Below are 15,715 nucleotides of genomic sequence, written 5' to 3'. Positions count from 1 at the left end.
ACCGCATTTTTACTATGCCGCTATCGAATTATACTTAATTGCCACCCAGATATCTAATTAGTAATCCTACTGATGACTCTACGCACTACCCAGACGTTTCAGTTATTCCTATTTACTTCAGTATTAGACATGGTTTTGCGGATGAACCAACCGGCTACCCAGTAAACCAGGTAGGTAAACAGCGGGGCTGCTATCACGTCGGCGGTGTAGTGAACGCGCTGAATCAGTACGCCTACACCCACGACAAACGCACCGATAAAAACCAGCCATCGGTCGAGCGGTTTTACCAGACAGAAGGCCATGAGGCAGATACTGGCGGTATGCCCCGAGAAAAAAAGATCTTTCGTGATGAATTTAGCCCCGTAAAAATAATTGCTCAGCGGGTCGCGCAGTTCGATAAGGCCGGGGGGCGGGTCGAGCGGGGTCAGGCCGATGCTGATAATCCGGGCAATAAACAGGAATGCGTAGGCCCAGATAAACTGCAGATAAATTCCCGGCGCTTTCTGTACCCGGTAGATCAGCAACAGAGCCGCGCCCCACAGGCTGATAAACACGGGTAGCGACACATCGCGACGCGGCAATGCATTGAGCACGAAGTCGTTCAGCACCAGACCGTCCCGCGCTTCGATCTTCGCCAGGTACGTCGGCCACACGGCCAGCAATGCACAAACAAGCAGTAAACCACCAATGGCCATCCGGCGGAATAGTGGCTGTTTCCAGGCCTCTTTCCAGCGCAGCGAGTGTGCGTCGCTGACCAGCGTATCTTTCAGGGATTCATTCATAAGGGGCTGCAAAGATACGTCAACAATAAAAAGCCCGGCAATCAGCGATACACACTGATTGCCGGGCTTTTTATTGTTGACGCGACCAGTCGGTTTACCGTTTCCGGGCCTTCATGGTTGCTTTGAGTGCCTTGATCTCTTTCTCCTGCCGGATCAGGTGCAGGGTCAGCTCTTCATTTTGCCGCACCAGGGTCGTCAGCAGTTTGGTAAGGTCAACACCGGTCTCCGTCATCTCTGTGGCAGAAGGCACTCCCGGCAAATGGCCATGCTGCTGAATGTAGGTCTCTACCGCGCGTAGTGATTGAATCCGGTAATTTGTGCTAAACACATAGTCGGCCCAGTCGCTGGCCCGGTGAGTACGAACCACCAGCTGACTGGTACTGAGCTGGCTGGCCAGCATCACATCACCTTTGTCAGATACCGTCAGGAATTTGTCGACAAGCTGCTGCTGGACGGGCGACTGCGCCGTCAGGTTTGTAAACCGCAGGCCACTCTGATGCTCAGTGCGGGCGGTTAGTTCGAGCAAACTTTGCGGCGACGAATTGCCGATCCCTACGTTGGCGCCGTTGCCCAGAATGAGCGCGTTGCTGCTTAGCACCCGGGCGTTGGCCCCAATCGCCGTTGCATTCGACAATCCCTTGCTGCTGCTGGCGTTGATGCCCAGGTACGTGTTGTTGGTACCATCACCGTCGAGCGGACCGGCCCCTACACCAATACCACTGTTGCCACGCCCACCGCGCAGACTCTGACCGGCATTGAAGCCCATAAATACATTATCGCTGCCGTCGGTATTGTTCTTGCCCGCTTCAAATCCAACAAACGTGTTGTTAGAGCCGATTGTGTTGGGAAAGCCTGCTTTCAGGCCCATAAACGTGTTACGCGCACCCGAGGTATTGCTCTGCCCGGCCTGACTACCAAGAAACGTGTTGGCCGAGGCTCCGCTAACCAGCGACGTGCTTTGCCCTACGTACAGATTCGACGTGCCATTGTCGGAACTGATGGCAACCGGTGTGTTATCGGGAACAACAATCTGACTCTGTCCTAGCAGCTTGGTAGACGACAGTACACTGATGACGAGTAGTGTATATGGTAGTTTCATAGATAAATTAAGTACGGGACCCGTCTCGCATTATGCAATAATTCTGCCAAACAAGGTATAGCAGAACACACAAATAGTGACTCACCCAAAACTCATGATTCGGCCAGCCGATCTATTTTCCTAAACATTAATAGATGTACCTACATTTAAGTAATGGAGTACCAAAACCTCAACGTACGAAAAACCAACATGGCAAAGGTTGCAATCATCTATTACAGTGCTACCGGCACGACCTACAAACTGGCAAAAGCAATTGAAGAAGGCGCGACAGCGGCGGGCGCCGAAGTTCGCCTTTTGAAAGTAAAGGAGTTGGCCCCCGACGAAGCCATTGCCTCTAACGAAGGCTGGAGCAAACACCGCCTGGAGACGCAGGATTTACCCGAAGCTACGCTGGACGACCTGGAATGGGCCGATGCCATCATTCTGGGTACTCCTACGCGCTATGGGCTGCCTTCCTCACAGCTCAAGCAGTTCCTCGATTCAACGGGGCCGCTTTGGGGCGCGGGTAAACTGATCAACAAAGTTGGCTCATCGTTTTGTACCGTTGCCACCCTGCATGGCGGGCACGAATCAACGATTTTGGCCATCAACAATACGTTCTACAGCTGGGGCGCACTAATTGTGGCCCCTAGCTACGCCGATCCGATTCAGTTTCAGTCGGGTAACCCGTATGGTGCATCGTTTACCAGCCAGAACGGCACGCTTTCTCCCGACGAAACAGCGCTTGCGTCTGCTCGTTTTCAGGGGAAACGCGTGACTGAGGTCACCGCCAAGTTTATTGGCCAGTAGCAGGCGGCAGGTACGTTCGTCATGAATGCGGCGAACGTACCTGCTACGCGCAACCAGGCCGTTCTATTTTGGGTTTAACTGACAGTGACTTTTTCACCACCAGATCAATCAGTTAACGCCCCCATGACAACGCCCGAGCAGGCCGTATCGGCCATTCAAAGCGGTAATCGCGTCTTTATCCATAGCGTTGCCCAAACACCCCATGTGCTCATCAAAGCCATGGTTGAGCAGGCCGACCGGCTTCGCGATATCGAAATCTGCCATATTCATACCGAAGGGCATCTGCCTTACCTGGAACCGCAGTACGAAGGCGTATTCAAGCCAAATTCGTTTTTCATCGGGGCCAACATGCGCAAGCAACTAGCGCAGGGCATTGGCGACTACGTCCCTGTTTTCCTCAGTGAGATTCCGCTGCTGTTCAGTCGCAACATCCTGCCCATCGACGTGGCCCTGATTCAGGTATCGCCACCCGATGCCCACGGTTATTGCTCGCTTGGCCCCTCAGTCGACGTGTCGCTGGCGGCTATTCGCGCGGCTAAATACGTGATCGCCCAGGTAAATCCCCGCGTGCCCCGCACCCACGGCGATGGGCTGATCCCCTTTTCGATGCTCCACGCCGCTATTGAGGTCGATGAGCCGATTTACGAGGTACGTCCCAGCGAGATTGATGCAACTGACCGTAAAATCGGGCAATACGTGGCTAGTCTGGTTGAGGATGGAGCCACACTTCAACTGGGTATCGGCGGCATTCCCAATGCTACACTAGCCGAACTGATTCACCATAAGGGGCTGGGCATCCATACCGAGATGTTCACTGATGGCATCATCGACCTGGTGGAGCGCGGCGTCATTACGGGCGAACACAAGACGGTTCTTCCCTACCGCATTGTATCGAGCTTTGTGATGGGCAGTCAGCGCGTCTACGACTTCATTAACGACAACCCGGCAGTGGCCATGAAGCAGGCCAGCTACACCAACGATACATCGATTATCCGGCGGAACCCGAAAGTGACAGCCATTAATTCCGCCATTGAGATTGACCTGACCGGGCAAATCTGCGCCGACACCATCGGCACCCTGCAATATTCGGGGGTAGGCGGTCAGATGGATTTTGTGCGGGGCGCTTCGCTGTCGGAAGGCGGCAAGCCGATTATTGCCCTCCCCTCGGTCACGAGCAAAGGGTTCAGTAAACTTGTTCCGTTCCTGAAAGAAGGGGCCGGCGTAACTACCACCCGGGCCCACGTTCACTACGTGGTGACCGAATGGGGAATCGCCGATCTGTTCGGGCAAAACTTGCGGCAGCGAGCCCAGTTACTCATCAACATTGCCCACCCGGACCACCGCGAAACGCTGTCCCGGCAGGCCCACGAACGCTTTGGCCGGTTGGGATGATTTCGGCGTTGGCTGACAGCAACGCCCCGGAGACCGGCTGGCCGCCGCTCTGTAGCTGGCCAGCGAGTAGCGTATCACTACCACTGGCCGCGATTTTTATACGAGAACGAATTACATTCAGGTGAACGATGTTTTCCTGATACACCTCAGCTGCTCGTTCCGTCAGGTCAGCCAATGGGCGAAGTTACCGGGGATTGAATTGGGCGACAAAGCGTTCTAACCCCGCTGAAATCCCCTATACACATCATTAAATAAACATATAATATGAAATTCATTCATTCACTATTTTTCAGTTTACTACTGACAGCCAGCGCAGTACAGGCTCAGCGTGATGAAACGGCCCCAGCCACGCTGCCCAAGCTGAAAGCCGGTGAAGCGGTAGCTACCTTTGCGGGCGGCTGCTTCTGGGCTCAGGAAGAAGGCTTCGATCAACTTCGGGGCGTGCGGGACGTTATTTCTGGTTACTCGGGCGGCAACGTACCCAATCCAACTTATCAGCAGGTGGGTACCGACCAGACGGGCCATGCCGAATCGGTGCAGGTGTATTATGATCCCAAGGTGATTAGCTACGCGGAATTGCTGACGGCCTTTTTTGCTGGTCACGACCCCACCACGCTCAATCGGCAGGGCCCAGATCGAGGACGTGACTACCGGTCGGTAGCATTTTACCGGACAGCTGCCGAGAAACAGGCGATCCTGGCGGCCATTCAGCGGGTCAACGCGTCGAAGCAGTACCCTAATCCGGTGGTTACAGAGGTCGTGCCGTTCAGCGTGTTTTACCCGGCCGAAATGTACCACCAGAATTACTGCAAGCTTCATCCCGACCAATCGTACATCCAGAGTGTGTCGCTCCCCAAAGTAGAGAAACTCCGTCATGCGATGCAGGGAAAACTAAAGAAAGAAGGGATGTAGACCTGACGCCCTTCCTAAACATAAAAAATCCCGCTCCTAAGCTACTTAAGAGCGGGATTTTTTATGTTTAGGAAGGTTAACGAGTGATTTATGGTTACTTGTCTCTTCCCAACTGGCTCTACGCAGGCCTGTGTTTTCTTGCGGTTACCGGCCTGATATACTTGTCTGTTTCAGTGAGCCGACGGGAATCCTTTCCGGAACGCACGTACCTGGCTCAGTACATCACTCACCTCTTTGAACTGACTGGCACTAATGCATTTCGATGCGTTTGCTTTTACCAGATAGGGATAAAACCGGCTCATTCCTTCGTACGAACCTCTGTCGTGCCAAACAATGAACCACGCTTTGTATGACAGCGATTCAGCCCCTCGCTTCAGGTCGCAGGGCCAGCCATCTACGTTGAGAATTTTCAGCAGTAACGTCTGATTAACAGGGTCATTAATCATAATCAAATTAATGTACTTCTTTTCTTCGGCGCTACCTTGTACCAGACCCGAGCGATGAAGGGATACCCGGTACAACTGATCAACCTCATAAAGTTTCTCAATCAGCTGATTTCGTACTGCCAACGATAACGCTGCGACGTTGATCGACGAGTCCAGCACAGGCGCATACCGGCGGTTGGCAGGCAGTATGTTGTTGAAACTACCGGTGCTCGCTTTCTGCGCGCTGGCCAGGTTGACCATGGCAAAAAAGAGCAGGCTGAGGACAAAGCCGTTAAGCCTGTTCTGCCGCTTCATTCGGCTCCCAAAGCTCAATGATGTTGCCTTCCGGATCGAGGATATGTACGAACTTACCATAGTCAGACTCAGCGATTTCGTCCACAATAACCACGTTTTCTGTGCGTAACTCAGTCACCAAGGCAACTAGGTTGGCTACCCGATAATTGATCATGAATGGCTTCGTCGACGGGTTAAAATAACCGGTATCCGCAGGAAACGCACACCAGGCTGTCGCGCCTTTTTTCGACGGGTCATCAGCCTCTCGCCAGTCAAATGATGCGCCGTGTTCGCTGGTGTCCAGACCCAGGTTTTTAGCGTACCACTCGTTCATGGCTGTGGGGTTATCCGATTTGAAAAATACGCCGCCAATGCCTGTTACTTTTTTCATACTGGTCAGTTGCTAATCCGTTCTGTTTGTGCTAGGTAGGCCTACCCTACTGAAACCCGTGGTACGCTACCTGGCTACTTCAATTTTGTATTTCTTGCCTTTCATTTTCTCGTTTTGAATCCGCTTGAGCAGATCGGCCACTTTGTCGCGGCGAACGGAAGCAAACGAGATAAAGTCACCGACTTCAATCCGGCCCAGATCATCTTTGGCAAGTTGGCCTTTCTGACCAAAAAAGCCAACAATATCTATTTTATTGATTTTATTCTTTTTACCTCCGCTGATGTAAACTGTCGTGTAGGCAGGCGGGGCGGGCAACGGCGGAGCCTGGGCGGGCAATGTAAACGTCTCAAGCTGCTCGGGCATATAAAACGGACCAGTTTCACCCTTGGGCAGCAACACGTAGGCAGTACCCGACGCGTGCATCCGGGCGGTGCGTCCGTTGCGGTGGGTAAACTCGGTGGCGTGCGTCGGCAATTCGTAGTGAATTACGTGCTTCATGTCCGGAATATCGAGGCCACGCGCCGCCAGGTCGGTCGTGATCAGGTACGTTACACTGCCTCCCCGGAACCGGATCAGCGCACGTTCGCGATCAGCCTGCTCCAATGCTCCATGGTAGGCCGTGCTGTATAACCCCTTGCTATTGAGCCACTCACTTAACTGCTCCACGGTGTCGCGAAGGTTGCAGAAAATCAGGGCCGATTCTGAACCGAGCGTACATAAGAGCCGAAACAGCGTCGCCCGATCATCGGGGCCATCAGTAGCCACAACCTGCAGGGAGAAGGATTCAGACCGGTCTTCGTCGGCCTCAAACGTCAGTTGGGTCGGGTTGTGCAGGTCGATAAAATCCGGAATGGCAATACCCGATGTGGCCGACACCAGCACCCGTGTCTCGAGATTGGAGAGTTTCTCGACGATGTACGCCATTTCGTCGTGGAAGCCCAGCGTCAGTGATTTATCGAACTCATCGAGCACCAGCGTATGAATCCCGTCGGTGGCGAAGTTGCGGCGCGTCAGGTGGTCGGCAATACGGCCGGGAGTGCCAATCAGCAGGGCGGGCGGATTGCTCAGGTTCTTCACTTCGGTATCCACCGAGTGGCCGCCGTAACACACATTCACCTTGAACCCCGTCGCCATCTTACGCCACACCTGCTCGATCTGCATCGCCAACTCACGCGAGGGCACCAGCACCAGGCACTGTACCTTTTCCTGGTTGGCCTGGAGCAGTTTCAACACCGGCAGCAGAAAACCGAGGGTTTTCCCCGAGCCGGTTGGAGCCCTCAGAAAAGTGTCGGTGCCAGGCTGGATTGCCGCTTCGGCTGCTAGTTGCATGGGGTTCAACGACTCGATGCCCAGGGCGGCAAGTACGTGATCGAATCCACGGGGGGTACGTAAATCATTCATACCGCAAAAGTACAGCTTATCGAGGCGATCCGGGCCGAGTTACGCCGATTTGAAACCTTATAGGGTGCGTTTGGGCTTCTATCTACCTATACGGGTCGCGCAGCCCTTGGCGCTTTACCGTACCTTTGCAGTTTATTAGCCGGCAATACCATGACTTTCGCAGATTTCAATCTCAACAAACCCCTGCTCAATGCCCTTAGCGACCTGGGCCTAACGACACCTACGCCCATTCAGGAACGGGTTTATTCAGTGGTGATGTCGGGGCGCGATGTCTGCGGAATTGCCCAGACGGGTACTGGTAAAACCATTGCTTACCTCCTGCCCTGCCTGCGGCAGTACCAGTTTTCGAAGGAACGTACCCCCCAACTGATCGTGCTGGTGCCCACACGTGAGCTGGTGGTGCAGGTGGTCGAAACGGTGCAGCAGCTTACTACCTACATGAACCTGACCGTGGTGGGCGTATATGGCGGGGTGAACCTGAAACCACAAACGGCCGCCGTGCAGCAGGGTGCCGACGTACTTATTGCCACGCCCGGCCGACTGGTTGACCTACTGGCGTCGGGGGCCGTGAAGATGAAGCTGGTCAAGAAGCTGGTCATCGATGAGGTCGACGAAATGCTGAACCTGGGCTTCCGGGCTCAGCTTAAAATCATCCTGGATCTACTGCCGCCCAAACGGCAAAACCTGCTCTTCTCGGCCACCATCACGCCCGATGTGGAGTTGCTGATCGAGACGTTTTTCAATAGTCCGGTACGCGTTGAGGCCGCTCCGGTAGGTACGCCCCTGGCCGGCATTTCGCAGATGGCCTATCCGGTGCCCAACTTCAATACCAAAACGAACCTGCTGCAACTGTTGCTCGAACGCGACGAGTCAATGAACCGGGTGCTGGTCTTTGTATCGACCAAGGCGCTGGCCGATCTGCTCCATGACGAGATGGTCGACCGGTTTCCAGACGGCATTGGTGTCATTCACTCCAACAAAGCGCAGGTGAAGCGATTCGAGGCGGTGAACCAGTTTCAGGACGGCACCATCCGCGTGCTGATCGCGACCGATATTGTGGCGCGGGGTATCGACGTGGCCAACGTGTCGCACGTGATTAACTTCGATTTACCCGAGGAGCCCGAAAGCTACATTCACCGCATTGGTCGTACGGGCCGGGCCGACAAGAAAGGGATCGCTATTGCCTTCATCACAGATGCCGAGCAGGACCGCCAAACGGCCATCGAAACGCTGATGAATTACCCAATTCCAATGGTGCCCGTACCCGCCGACCTGCTGATTTCGCCCGTACTGATCGATGAGGAAAAGCCGAAGGTGAACATGAAAACCATTACCGTGAAAGCGCCTAAACGCGACGAGGTTGGCCCCGCTTTTCACGAGAAACTGGCCAAAAATCAGAAAGTCAACGTGCGCCGCGATTATGCCGCCGAGAAGATGCTGAAATACGGTCGGCCCATTAAACGAAGCGGCAAAAAATAGCGCCTCGTATTCTCCCATACCATGAGTTTCTCTTCCCTCGGCCTATCGAAGTCGCTGCTGCGCGCGATCAACAAACAGGGCTACGGCAGACCCTACCCCATTCAGGATGCCGCTATTCCGCCCATTCTGGCGGGTAGTGATGTGCTGGGCATTGCCCGTACCGGATCGGGCAAAACGGCTGGGTACGTCCTTCCGATTCTCGAACGGATGCTGCGCCAGCGTAGCGTAGCGCATGTACAGGTACTGGTTCTTGTGCCCACGCGTGAACTGGCCGCCCAGGTAGCCGAGGTGTTCCAAACCTTCAGCACGTCGCTGCCCCGACCGCTTAAAACGGTGGCGGTATTTGGCGGGGTGTCGGTTACGCCGCAGGTAAAAGACAGCCGCGACGCCGATATTCTGGTAGCCACGCCCGGTCGCCTGCTCGATTTACTGGCTCAGCGCGTCGTTAGCCTCGCGCATATCGATACGCTGGTGCTCGACGAAGCCGACAAAATGCTTGAGTTGGGTTTTGCCGACGAACTCAGGCAGGTGCTTGATCAGCTACCCGCCAACCGCCAGACCCTGTTGTTTTCGGCCACCCTGGGCGACGCCATTCAGGACATGAACAGCAGCTTGCTGCATGAACCCGTTCATATTGACATTGCCGAAGAAGAAGCGTCGATCGACCTGATAAAACAGCGCGCCTACCGGGTAACGCCGGAGCGAAAAAGTGCGCTGTTGCGCTACCTGATCAACTCGGGAAAATTGAATCAGGTACTGGTGTTTGTGTCGACAACCCGAACGGCCGACAACCTGGTGGCAAAACTGGGCAAGTATGGCATTCGGGCGGTGGCTATGCATGGTCACAAGACACAGGCCGCCCGCACCGAGTCACTGGCGGCATTTAAAGCGGGTGAATTCCCGGTTCTGGTAGCCACCGACCTGCTGGCAAGGGGAATCGATATTCAGTTTCTGCCCCACGTCATCAACTACGAATTGCCCCGGTCTCCCAAAGATTACATCCACCGCATTGGCCGCACGGGACGCGCCGAGGCATCGGGCGAGGCCATTACGCTCATTACCCCCGACGACGAGCACCACTTCGGCGTAATTCAGAAAAAGATGGGAAAACGGGTCGAGATGATCGCGACCACCGACCTGAAGCTGTAACGCCTGCCCCACGGACTTCAGTCGGTTCTGGTTCCTGCAAAAATGGACTGAAATTCATGGTATATGGGTACGGTACGCAAGCTCAGGAAATGGGTCAATCCTGAACAAACAGGCATGTACGGGGCTTTTTATTGGACTGGCAAAGGGGTTGTTACCTATTGCTGACGATAAAAAACGGTAGGTATAGCCTGCCCATATGCTCATGAAAAGATTCCTCAGCCTCGGTTTCCTGTTGTTGCTCAGTTGGTGCTCGATGGCCCAAACCAAACCAGCCCCAACCCCGCCAGCCGTCGTATCGGTCATTGAAGGCGTGAGTGGAAAACAGTTCGTGGCCGATACGAGCTACAAGGCCCTATCCGACGAAGATATTGCCGTGTTATCGAAAGCACCGCTTGCCAACTGGGACCTCCCCCGCGAAAACGGCAAATTCGTGATGTACTCAAATCTGGTGGTGGGTACCCGGTCGTACCAACTGCTGATGGTGAAGCAGCCGAAAGACGAATTTGCGTCAGCCCAGCTACTCCGGTACGAAACCCCAACCGCTAAACCAGAACCGATTGCCCGCGGCGTCTTGAAACCGAAAGTTGCCGAAAAGGCGAAGTAATAATTGGGGGCGGTGGGGTGCTGTCACCCTGCGCCTGTCGGGGATCACGGCGGCGAACCGGCCCGGTCGAAGGGTGCTGAGCAAACGGGCATAAAGCGCAACACAGCTACTCCTCTACGCATCAACAGCCTGTTCGCCAAACAATGTACCCAGCATTCGGGTGAACTCGTCCTGAAACGGGGCTTCGATAGTGATAGATTCGTTTGTGTCGGGGCGGTTGAATTGCAGGCGGCAGGCGTGTAGCAGCATGGTATTCATACCAAATTGGTCCAGAAACAACTTGTTCTGTTTGTTGCACCCATGCGGCCGATCACCGATAATCGGGTGGAAAATATGCGCCATGTGTTTCCGGAGCTGGTGCATGCGGCCGGTCGTTGGCGTGAGTTCAACCAGGGAATAACGCGAGGTGGCGTGCTTACCAAAGGGGATCGGCACTTCAGTTCGTTGTAGCGTTTTTAAGGCCGTAAACGCTTCCTGCAACGTACCCAGCTTACCATCACCGTCGTCGCGCCGGAGGGGGTAATCGATGTCCAGTTCGTCGGGCGTATAACCGCGCACAATGGCCAGGTACGTCTTGTGCACCTGCCCGTCGGCAAACTGCTGCTGCATGGCTGAGTTCAGCATGTCGGACAGGGCGAACAGCAGCACGCCCCCGGTCTTCCGGTCGAGGCGATGCACAGGATACACCCGCCGACCCAGTTGATCGCGAAGTAGCTGCACGGCAAACTCACTGGCATCGGCGGCAATGAACGACCGATGTACCAGTAGCCCGTGGGGTTTGTTGATCGCCACCAGCCCACCGGCCTGATACAGAATAGGTAGCTCGGCCATTTACGCAGGAAAACCGGGATCAGCCTTTAGTTCTTCAATCTGTTTCCGATGCCGTTCGCCATGTGAAGCCAGCAACAGCACCGCCTGGTAGCCATCTAACGTACCCAGAAACGGATGCTCGAAGTAGTGCGTCCGAAAATCGGCGGTAGCGTCTTGTACATACTCGATGGCGGCGGCGCGCTGCTGCTCAAAAACAGCCAGCGCCTCGTCCGCAGTGGCGTAGCGGCCTGTCGGCACAAACGGAAGCGGCGCTTGTGTGAGCGTACCCCGGCTACGCACGGCTTTGATCACGAAGACATCCGATACGTGTATGCTGGCTCGTTTGGCGGGATCGGCCGGGGCGCTCATGCCCTGTTGCAGGCTCTTGAAAATACCCCGGTCGACGAGCACGATATGTTCGGCACATTCGGCAATCGACCACCGGTTGGGGTTTGGTTTGTACTGCTGCTGGGTCATCGACAGACCCGCCAGCGACTGCCGTAGGCTATCGCGGGTGGCTAGCAGCATCTCAACTGCGTACGTACGTTCTGCATCGGTAACGGGGCCTGTGATTGTTGACGGGTGGCGATCTTCCATAGAAACGAAAGTACGGGAATGGGCTGCCACCTCAAAATGAAAACTACCAGTGCAGAATGTACGTTAGTGTAAGCAGTACGTTCTCCTGTTTCTCATCAACTGCATGTTTATCCCCACCATTCGGGTCGCGCTCACCAGCTTTATCCTCCTGTTCACGTTGCTTTCATTAGACGCCTTCAGCCTTTCGTTTACCAGCAAGCGCGTCAAGAACATTCCTTACAAGGCAACGACGGCCCCTGATTTCAACGCGGAGAAGCACCTCCTCGACGTATATCGGCCCAACAAAAAGACAGACAAGCCCTACCCGGTTGTCGTGTTCATTCACGGCGGCAACTGGAACAGCGGCAGTAAGAACATTTACTGGTTCATCGGTCGCCGACTGGCAAGTCAGGGCGTAGTGGCCGTTGTGATCAGCTATCGGCTCGCGCCCGTTGTACAGGTTCCCGCCATGGCCGACGACTGTGCCCAGGCCGTTACCTGGACGAGTCAGCACATTGCCGAGTATGGCGGCGACCCGAATCGCATCTACGTGATGGGCCATTCGGCCGGCGGCGGACTAGCTGCGTTACTAGCTACCGACAATGCCTTGTTCACAAAACTGGGGTTAGCCACTAATCCCGTGAAAGGGGCCATTCTGGACGATCCGGCGGGAATAAACATGTACGACTACCTGAAAAAGATGGAATTCCCCAGCGACAAGCAGTACCTGACCTCGTTTGGCACTGATCCGGCAGGCTGGCGGTCCATGTCGCCGCTGTATAACGTACAGGCTGGCGCGCCGCCCATGTTATTATACACCGGCGGGAAGACGTACCCAAGTATCACGCTGGGCACTGAAGCATTTCACAAAAAATTGCGTGCCTTGGGGATCAATAGCCAGTACACCGTTATTCCGGGCAAAGAGCACGTACCCATGGTGAAGCAGCTATTCTGGAAGCGCAATATCATCTACCGGGAAACACTGGCTCTGGTAAACAGCCAGCGTTAACACCGCCCGATTACCCCCGCCGTTTGCCGAATTGCACGGTATAGCCAACGTACGGATAGGCCTTAAAGCGGGCGTAGTTGTAGTTATAAATTCCGCCATAGGTGTACATCTGGTCGAGTGCGGTGAGCAACCCCAGATCAAATGCGTGGTACCGGCGGTGGATGCGCAGGGCAGCACTCATCCGCGCCAGTGTGCCACCATAGATCGATGACCGAACCCGGACACTGTTGTCGCTGATGAACGTCAGCGACGGACTAAGCGATTGCATGGCCCCGATTGCCAGCCAGCCTTCATCCTGCTGATACGATAGATCGCTATCGATTCCGAATGTGTAGCCCAGCGTAATGTTGTTACGCTGGTCGCCGAATGTCGTGGTTACCCGACCCAGAAAAGCACTCGTGAGCTGATCGGCAAAGGACGGGGATTGAAGCTGCGCGATCAGCCCGGCACCCAGGTGCACCTTTCGTCCAAGCGGTATAGCGACGCGGCTATATAGCTGAGTACCGAAGTTGGTATTGGTGTATATGGCCTCACTAAACAGCCTGGACGTCTGGTATAGGTTGTTAAACAAAGGATTAACGATGACACCAACGCTCCAGCCATTGGTAATACCCGCCTCCAATTCGTTTCTGATCAGGTACGTATTTCGATAATATACGGTTCCGGCACCGGGAGTAAAGGTCGTCTGATTGCCCATCAGGTAAGGCATCGCACCGGGGTCGTCGGCTACGGGTACGTACTGTTTCGTAAGGGGCAGTGACGGCAAATCCGTTGACGCAGCCACCGTTCCCGTGCTTAGAATATCCGTCGGGTCAATGTACGTCTGAGTGCCGTTGGCCTGCCGAACCACCACTGCTACGGGTGTCTGCCGCACCACCCGACCATAGACCGTCGATCCGTCTTTCAGGCTAAACGAGGTTACTGCACTGCCCGACTGACTGGCCTGACCAGGCCTGGTGGCCGTTTGCCGAACGATCTGATAGGGTTCCAGGTAGGTCAGGTTACCGTCGCGTTTACGAACTACCACTACGTTGCTGTCCTGACGAACCAGGCGGCCGGACACAATGGTGCTATCAGTCAACACGAAATACAGAGTGGGTGATTGTTTCCCCTGCTGCACCGGCTGGGCGACAAGGTGTTGGAGGCAATTCAGGGCCAGGGCAATCGCCAGGGTACATGCTATTTTCACAACGGTCGTAGTTTAGGAATACAGGGGGCAATTTGGTAACTGACTGCGACAGTTACGTACACATCCAGTTCTTTTTTCTTCCCCCATGCAGTGACCCGAACCAGCGCTTTTCCGTTGGAAATCTACGCGCTCCCTTTTTGGCTAATATGCCCCGGCGAACGGCTAGTCAGCCGACAATCGGATAATTCGCCCCGGCCCCTCCACCGATACGTAGATGCTGCCGTCCGGTGCTTGCTTCACGTTCCGTACGCGGTTGCCTTCCAGCAGCTTTGATTCTCTGACCACCTGGTTTCCGTTCAGTTCCAGACGGCTCAGGTACGTCAGTGCCAGCCCACCAACCAGCAGGTTGCCCTTCCAACTTTTAAACGAGTCGCTGGTGATGAACGCCAGGCCACAGGGACCAATAGAGGGCGTCCAGGTGAACAGGGGGCTTTCTACGCCTGCCATGGTTGGGCTCGCCGAAATGGTTGTACCGTCATAGTTCACGCCGGAGGAGACCAGCGGCCAGCCGTAATTTTTTCCTTTTTGCACAATATTGAGTTCGTCGCCCCCCTTGGCACTATGTTCACTTTCCCACAGGTCGCCAGTGGTTGGGTTCAGAATCAGACCCTGAGGATTTCGGTGTCCGTACGAATAGACTGTCGTAGCGGCTGTGTTTCCGGGCAGAACCGGGTTGTCAGCGGGCACGGCACCAGTGTCGGTCATGCGGTGCACTTTCCCCCACTCGGTCTGCACATTCTGGGCATTCTTATTTGGCGACGAGGCCCCACCATAGGTCGATGGACCGCCTTCGCCAATACTCAGGTAAAGCAGGCCATTTCTGTCAAACTCGATCCGGCTTCCATAATGACCTTTCCATTGGTTAGTGGGCGCGGCCTGAAAGATGGATTGCACATCGGTCAGTGCGGTGCCGTTGATCTTGAAGCGAATCAGTTTAAGGCTGGTGTTGGTAGTTCCGGAGACCGTGGCAGCATAGGAAGCGTAGACCCAGCCGTTGGCGGCATAGTTCGGGTGAACACGAATATCCAGCAAACCACCCTGACTCGTGGTATTTATGTCGGTTGGCAGGCCGGTTAGCTGCGTTACGGTCTCCCCGGTACGCTGGTATATCCGGCCGCGTTTTTCCCCGAAGATCAGGTTTCCGTTCGGCAGGAAGTCCATGCCCCAGATAATTTCATAGCCTGTCAGCAAGGTCTGGGTACGTATGGTTGGGGTTCCGGTCGGGTTTGTCGTGAGTGTATCACCAATCGCTACCGTATCGGTTTGTTTGCAGGAAGTGGTTGACAGGCTGGCGGCTATGCCTACCAGTGCTACTACAGAAAGGCCGTTTTTCATCTCGTTGTCGTTGCGCGTTCCCTTTCTTAACGCCAATTTAATGTTCATTGTTATCCCCTGGCTGCACTGACTGACAGCG

The 15,715-nt window shown here is 54.8% G+C and carries 16 protein-coding genes; 7 read left to right on the top strand and 9 right to left on the bottom strand.

Annotated elements, in window-relative coordinates:
* Positions 1-98: 98 nt before the first annotated feature.
* Positions 99-782 carry a phosphatase PAP2-related protein gene (locus F7231_RS19230; RefSeq protein ID WP_166693160.1) on the bottom strand — a complete coding sequence of 228 codons (684 nt, stop codon included), beginning with the start codon at positions 780-782 and terminating at the stop codon, positions 99-101.
* 94 nt (positions 783-876) lie between these two features.
* Entirely contained in the window at positions 877-1,881 is a 1,005-nt protein-coding gene (locus F7231_RS19225; RefSeq protein ID WP_166693158.1) for a hypothetical protein, read from the bottom strand.
* A gap of 189 nt (positions 1,882-2,070) precedes the next feature.
* On the opposite strand from F7231_RS19225, the gene wrbA reads away from it, so the two are divergent.
* From wrbA to msrA, 3 genes are all read left to right on the top strand, one after another.
* Complete coding sequence (wrbA, locus tag F7231_RS19220; protein ID WP_085415211.1) at positions 2,071-2,670, top strand: NAD(P)H:quinone oxidoreductase; 600 nt, start codon at positions 2,071-2,073, stop codon at positions 2,668-2,670.
* Between the two features lie 123 nt (positions 2,671-2,793).
* Positions 2,794-4,062, top strand: a complete 1,269-nt coding sequence (locus F7231_RS19215) for an acetyl-CoA hydrolase/transferase family protein (protein ID WP_166693156.1) — start codon at positions 2,794-2,796, stop codon at positions 4,060-4,062.
* 264 nt (positions 4,063-4,326) lie between these two features.
* Positions 4,327-4,974 carry a peptide-methionine (S)-S-oxide reductase MsrA gene (msrA, locus tag F7231_RS19210; protein ID WP_166693154.1) on the top strand — a complete coding sequence of 216 codons (648 nt, stop codon included), beginning with the start codon at positions 4,327-4,329 and terminating at the stop codon, positions 4,972-4,974.
* A 170-nt stretch (positions 4,975-5,144) separates the two neighbouring features.
* On the opposite strand, the gene F7231_RS19205 is transcribed toward msrA, so the two are convergent.
* The 3 genes from F7231_RS19205 to F7231_RS19195 all read right to left on the bottom strand — a co-directional run bounded on the left by F7231_RS19205 (position 5,145) and on the right by F7231_RS19195 (position 7,485).
* Positions 5,145-5,714 carry a hypothetical protein gene (locus tag F7231_RS19205; RefSeq protein WP_166693152.1) on the bottom strand — a complete coding sequence of 190 codons (570 nt, stop codon included), beginning with the start codon at positions 5,712-5,714 and terminating at the stop codon, positions 5,145-5,147.
* On the bottom strand, positions 5,692-6,084 hold the full coding sequence (locus F7231_RS19200) for a VOC family protein (RefSeq protein ID WP_166693150.1): 393 nt from the start codon (positions 6,082-6,084) through the stop codon (positions 5,692-5,694). Before F7231_RS19200 ends, F7231_RS19205 begins: the two co-directional genes overlap by 23 nt.
* A 66-nt stretch (positions 6,085-6,150) precedes the next feature.
* Positions 6,151-7,485: a DEAD/DEAH box helicase gene (locus F7231_RS19195; RefSeq protein ID WP_166693148.1), complete on the bottom strand. Its 1,335-nt coding sequence runs from the start codon at positions 7,483-7,485 to the stop codon at positions 6,151-6,153.
* Between the two features lie 150 nt (positions 7,486-7,635).
* Between F7231_RS19195 and F7231_RS19190 the strand changes: the two genes are divergently transcribed.
* From F7231_RS19190 to F7231_RS19180, 3 genes are all read left to right on the top strand, one after another.
* Positions 7,636-8,964, top strand: coding sequence for a DEAD/DEAH box helicase (locus F7231_RS19190; RefSeq protein ID WP_166693146.1), 1,329 nt, complete (start codon positions 7,636-7,638; stop codon positions 8,962-8,964).
* A 21-nt stretch (positions 8,965-8,985) separates the two neighbouring features.
* A complete protein-coding gene (locus F7231_RS19185; protein ID WP_166693144.1) occupies positions 8,986-10,113 on the top strand; it encodes a DEAD/DEAH box helicase in 1,128 nt (375 codons plus the stop codon).
* 202 nt (positions 10,114-10,315) lie between these two features.
* A complete protein-coding gene (locus F7231_RS19180) occupies positions 10,316-10,717 on the top strand; it encodes a hypothetical protein (protein ID WP_166693142.1) in 402 nt (133 codons plus the stop codon).
* A 114-nt stretch (positions 10,718-10,831) separates the two neighbouring features.
* Here F7231_RS19180 and F7231_RS19175 read toward each other — a convergent pair whose 3' ends face one another.
* Both F7231_RS19175 and F7231_RS19170 read right to left on the bottom strand, forming a co-directional pair.
* Positions 10,832-11,548 carry a pseudouridine synthase gene (locus tag F7231_RS19175; protein WP_166693140.1) on the bottom strand — a complete coding sequence of 239 codons (717 nt, stop codon included), beginning with the start codon at positions 11,546-11,548 and terminating at the stop codon, positions 10,832-10,834.
* Complete coding sequence (locus F7231_RS19170; RefSeq protein WP_166693138.1) at positions 11,549-12,124, bottom strand: DinB family protein; 576 nt, start codon at positions 12,122-12,124, stop codon at positions 11,549-11,551. It lies immediately after the preceding gene.
* A gap of 103 nt (positions 12,125-12,227) precedes the next feature.
* Between F7231_RS19170 and F7231_RS19165 the strand changes: the two genes are divergently transcribed.
* Positions 12,228-13,112, top strand: a complete 885-nt coding sequence (locus tag F7231_RS19165; RefSeq protein WP_166693137.1) for an alpha/beta hydrolase — start codon at positions 12,228-12,230, stop codon at positions 13,110-13,112.
* A 10-nt stretch (positions 13,113-13,122) separates the two neighbouring features.
* Here the strand turns inward: F7231_RS19165 and F7231_RS19160 are convergent, their stop codons facing one another.
* The gene (locus tag F7231_RS19160) at positions 13,123-14,301 is read right to left on the bottom strand and encodes a hypothetical protein (RefSeq protein ID WP_166693136.1); all 1,179 of its coding nucleotides are present in this window, start codon (positions 14,299-14,301) and stop codon (positions 13,123-13,125) included.
* A gap of 162 nt (positions 14,302-14,463) precedes the next feature.
* Positions 14,464-15,684, bottom strand: coding sequence for a PQQ-dependent sugar dehydrogenase (locus F7231_RS19155; RefSeq protein WP_229370124.1), 1,221 nt, complete (start codon positions 15,682-15,684; stop codon positions 14,464-14,466).
* Positions 15,685-15,715: the final 31 nt, after the last annotated feature.

Source organism: Fibrivirga algicola (genome assembly GCF_011742925.1).
Lineage (GTDB): Bacteria > Bacteroidota > Bacteroidia > Cytophagales > Spirosomataceae > Fibrella > Fibrella algicola.
This window is presented reverse-complemented; position numbering and strand designations above follow the sequence as displayed.

Excerpts from the sequence above, each read along its gene's own strand:
- F7231_RS19180 (WP_166693142.1), top strand. The coding sequence starts at position 10,316 with ATGAAAAGATTCCTCAGCCTCGGTTTCCTGTTGTTGCTCAGTTGGTGC.
- F7231_RS19200 (WP_166693150.1), bottom strand. The coding sequence starts at position 6,084 with ATGAAAAAAGTAACAGGCATTGGCGGCGTATTTTTCAAATCGGATAAC.
- F7231_RS19190 (WP_166693146.1), top strand. The coding sequence starts at position 7,636 with ATGACTTTCGCAGATTTCAATCTCAACAAACCCCTGCTCAATGCCCTT.
- F7231_RS19195 (WP_166693148.1), bottom strand. The coding sequence starts at position 7,485 with ATGAATGATTTACGTACCCCCCGTGGATTCGATCACGTACTTGCCGCC.
- F7231_RS19215 (WP_166693156.1), top strand. The coding sequence starts at position 2,794 with ATGACAACGCCCGAGCAGGCCGTATCGGCCATTCAAAGCGGTAATCGC.
- F7231_RS19155 (WP_229370124.1), bottom strand. The coding sequence starts at position 15,684 with ATGAACATTAAATTGGCGTTAAGAAAGGGAACGCGCAACGACAACGAG.
- F7231_RS19230 (WP_166693160.1), bottom strand. The coding sequence starts at position 782 with ATGAATGAATCCCTGAAAGATACGCTGGTCAGCGACGCACACTCGCTG.
- msrA (WP_166693154.1), top strand. The coding sequence starts at position 4,327 with ATGAAATTCATTCATTCACTATTTTTCAGTTTACTACTGACAGCCAGC.
- F7231_RS19165 (WP_166693137.1), top strand. The coding sequence starts at position 12,228 with ATGTTTATCCCCACCATTCGGGTCGCGCTCACCAGCTTTATCCTCCTG.
- F7231_RS19170 (WP_166693138.1), bottom strand. The coding sequence starts at position 12,124 with ATGGAAGATCGCCACCCGTCAACAATCACAGGCCCCGTTACCGATGCA.
- F7231_RS19205 (WP_166693152.1), bottom strand. The coding sequence starts at position 5,714 with ATGAAGCGGCAGAACAGGCTTAACGGCTTTGTCCTCAGCCTGCTCTTT.
- F7231_RS19175 (WP_166693140.1), bottom strand. The coding sequence starts at position 11,548 with ATGGCCGAGCTACCTATTCTGTATCAGGCCGGTGGGCTGGTGGCGATC.
- F7231_RS19185 (WP_166693144.1), top strand. The coding sequence starts at position 8,986 with ATGAGTTTCTCTTCCCTCGGCCTATCGAAGTCGCTGCTGCGCGCGATC.
- wrbA (WP_085415211.1), top strand. The coding sequence starts at position 2,071 with ATGGCAAAGGTTGCAATCATCTATTACAGTGCTACCGGCACGACCTAC.
- F7231_RS19225 (WP_166693158.1), bottom strand. The coding sequence starts at position 1,881 with ATGAAACTACCATATACACTACTCGTCATCAGTGTACTGTCGTCTACC.